Origin of the sequence: Gemmobacter sp., assembly GCF_016792925.1 — a bacterium.
Classification (GTDB): domain Bacteria; phylum Pseudomonadota; class Alphaproteobacteria; order Rhodobacterales; family Rhodobacteraceae; genus Gemmobacter.
On record NZ_JAEULU010000027.1, the window covers coordinates 1 to 2,800 of the forward strand.

General features: G+C 66.2%; 6 protein-coding genes. 1 reads left to right on the forward strand and 5 read right to left on the reverse strand.

The features are described 5' to 3' along the window. From JNN06_RS01485 to hpt, 3 genes are all read right to left on the reverse strand, one after another. Positions 1 to 477 (reverse strand): c-type cytochrome (locus tag JNN06_RS01485; RefSeq protein WP_291237829.1); only part of this gene is annotated, 477 nt, incomplete at its 3' end. 47 nt (positions 478 to 524) lie between these two features. Then, positions 525 to 1,034: a mismatch-specific DNA-glycosylase gene (locus JNN06_RS01490; protein ID WP_291237830.1), complete on the reverse strand. Its 510-nt coding sequence runs from the start codon at positions 1,032 to 1,034 to the stop codon at positions 525 to 527. Continuing rightward, on the reverse strand, positions 1,031 to 1,582 hold the full coding sequence (hpt, locus tag JNN06_RS01495; RefSeq protein WP_291237831.1) for a hypoxanthine phosphoribosyltransferase: 552 nt from the start codon (positions 1,580 to 1,582) through the stop codon (positions 1,031 to 1,033). The genes JNN06_RS01490 and hpt overlap by 4 nt, the downstream gene beginning before the upstream one ends. A 65-nt stretch (positions 1,583 to 1,647) precedes the next feature. Between hpt and JNN06_RS01500 the strand changes: the two genes are divergently transcribed. Further along, positions 1,648 to 2,097, forward strand: a complete 450-nt coding sequence (locus JNN06_RS01500; protein WP_291237832.1) for a type II toxin-antitoxin system RatA family toxin — start codon at positions 1,648 to 1,650, stop codon at positions 2,095 to 2,097. Here the strand turns inward: JNN06_RS01500 and JNN06_RS01505 are convergent. After that, complete coding sequence (locus JNN06_RS01505; protein ID WP_291237833.1) at positions 2,082 to 2,558, reverse strand: CinA family protein; 477 nt, start codon at positions 2,556 to 2,558, stop codon at positions 2,082 to 2,084. The genes JNN06_RS01500 and JNN06_RS01505 overlap by 16 nt on opposite strands. A 4-nt stretch (positions 2,559 to 2,562) precedes the next feature. Beyond that, positions 2,563 to 2,800: phosphatidylglycerophosphatase A (locus JNN06_RS01510; RefSeq protein ID WP_291237834.1), on the reverse strand; the 238-nt coding region annotated here is incomplete at its 5' end.

Below are 2,800 nucleotides of genomic sequence, written 5' to 3' on the forward strand. Positions count from 1 at the left end.
GAACGGAAAGCCGATCTCATGCGGCTGGCTCGCGGCATCGGAGGGCGGCAGGCCGTCCATGAAGGCCTTCAGATCGGCGACATCCTGCAATTCCATCCGCACATAGGAGGCATAGGGAAAGGCAGGGTAGTAATGCGCCCCCTCGGGCGAGACGCCCCGGGTGACGGCATCGGCAAATTGCGCCAGCGTCCAGCCGCCAATGCCTTGGGGTGAGGGCGAGATATTGGGCGCCTTGAAGGTGCCGAAGGGCGAGGGGAAGGGCTGCCCGCCCGACAGCACCAGCTGCGCCGCGCCCTTGGCCTCGGGGGCCATGTGGCAGGAGGCGCAGCCCGCGGTCCAGAACACCTGCTCGCCCGCCTTGGCATCGCCGGTGAGGCCGGCGGTGGCATCGGGCGGCAGCGGGCTGGGGGCGGTCAGCCACCAAGCGGCGGCGCCACCGATCACGGCAAGGGCGGCAAGGCTGGGGATTGCGCGCATTCGGGCCTCCTCGTTTCGGCCAGCCTAGCGCGGAAGCGGCGTGGCGGTCATCGCATTTCTGTGAAACGGGCCAGATCCTGCCCCAGAGCCTGCCAGGGCCGGGGGTCAAAATGCCCGCGCGCCCGGCCCGAGGGCGAGGGCAGGGCCCAAAGCGCGATGCCCGGCAGGCGCGGATCGGCGGGCAGCGGGCCGGGACGCAGCGCCTTGGCGCCAAGCGCCAGACGCGCGGCGGTGAGGCTGGTAAAGGCCAGCGCAAAAGGTTGACAGGTGTTCATCTTGGTGAACAGCCCTGGCGCGTCCCAAGCCTCTCGCGGGATCTCGGCATCGGCGCCACTGGCGGTTTTGGCCAGATCGGTCAGGCCGATGCCAAGGGCCAGCAGGCGGTCATCCTCCGCAGGCGCAAGGCGGCGCGGCGTGAGGCCCGTTTCATGCAGCAGGGGCCAGAACAGATTGCCCGGCCCCGCATAGTAATGCCCCTTGCGCGCCGAAACCGCCCCGGCTGCGGTGCCGCAAAACACCAGCCGCAAACCGGGGCCAAGCCGGTCGGGCAGGATCATTCGGGGAAGCGCACCTTGCCGATGAAGGGCAGGTTGCGATGGCGCTGCGCATAGTCGAGCCCATAGCCCACCACGAATTCATCGGGGATGGTGAAACCGGTCCAGGTTGCCTGCACCTCGATCTCGCGGCGCGAGGGTTTGTCGAGCAGGGCGCAGACCTCCAGCCGGGCCGGGTTGCGGCTTTCCAGCAGGCGCCGCACATGGCTGAGCGTGAAGCCGCTATCCACGATGTCCTCCACCACCAGCACGTCGCGGCCCGCAATCTCGCCGCGCAAGTCCTTGAGGATACGCACTTCCTTGGAGCTGTGGGTGGCATTGCCATAGCTGGAGGCCTCGAGGAAATCGACCTCGACCGGCAGGTCGATCTCGCGCATGAGATCGGCCACGAACATGAAAGAGCCGCGCAACAGCCCCACCACCACCAGGCGGTCGCTGCCCTTGTAATGGGCGGTGATCTCGGCGCCAAGCGCCTCGACCCGGGCGGCAATGGCCTTGGCCGAGATGAATTGGTCGATCTGATAGGGGCGTTCGGCGGCGGGTTCGGTCATGGTGGCCTCTTGATTTCTGGCGCCGGTTTACACATTACCAAGGCACAAGTCACGCCGGAAGCAAGATGCCCAGACATCACGAAAAGCGCGTTCTGCCGTATCGGGCCGAGCAGATGTATATGCTGGTGGCCGATGTGGCCTCGTATCCGAAATTCCTGCCCTGGACGGCGGCGGCACGCATCCGGTCGCGCAGGCGCATCGCGGGCGGCGAGGTGATGGAGGCCGATCTGGTGATCAGCTTCAAGGTGTTCCGCGAACGCTTTGGCAGCCGGGTGACGCTGTGGCCCGAGGCGCAGAAGATCGACACCGAATACCTTGACGGGCCGTTCAAATTTCTGAAAAGCACTTGGGCCTTCCGTGATGTGGAGGGCGGCTGCGAGGTGGAGTTCTTTGTGGATTTCGAGTTCCGCAATGCCATCCTGCAAGGCATCATCGGCATGGTGTTCAATGAGGCGATGCAGCGGGTGGTGCGGGCCTTCGAGGCGCGGGCGGCGGAGCTTTACGGCAAGGCCTGAAGCGCCCTCAGGATCAGCTGCAAGGCATGGTCGCGCGTCGCAAGCCGGACCTGCGCGCGGCCCCGGGCGCCGAACTCCACGGTTTCGGTGACACAGGGCTGGCCGCGCCGGGCCAGGCCGAAACACACCCGGCCCTCGGGCTTGAACTCTGACCCGCCGGGGCCTGCGATGCCGGTGACGGACACGGCGATCTGTGCGGCAGAGTGCCGCAACGCGCCCTCCGCCATCTCGCGCGCGACCTGTTCCGACACCGCACCATGGGCCTCCAGCGTGGCGGGCAAGACGCCCAGCATCTGCATTTTCGCGGCGTTGGAATAGGTGACAAAGCCCCGGTCAAATACCGCCGAGGAGCCGGGCAGATCGGTGAGCGCCGCTGAAATCATCCCGGCGGTGCAGCTTTCGGCCGTTGCGATACTGCATGAAGAACGCAGCGCAAAATCAAGAATTTGCTGACAAATCACGAAATCACCCGATCATCGGCTTGAGCCAGATGTGATAGATGGCCGCCAGCACGACTGACCCTAGACCAGCGAAAAGCCCGGCCCAGAGATCATCCAGCATCACCCCCGCCGCGTCGCCGCGCCGGTCGGCCCGGCCCACCAGCCAAGGCTTCCAGATGTCGAACAGGCGGAACAGCAGAAACGGCACCACCCAACCCGGCCAGGCGCCGAAGGTCAGCGCCTGCACATTGTGCTGCCAGAGC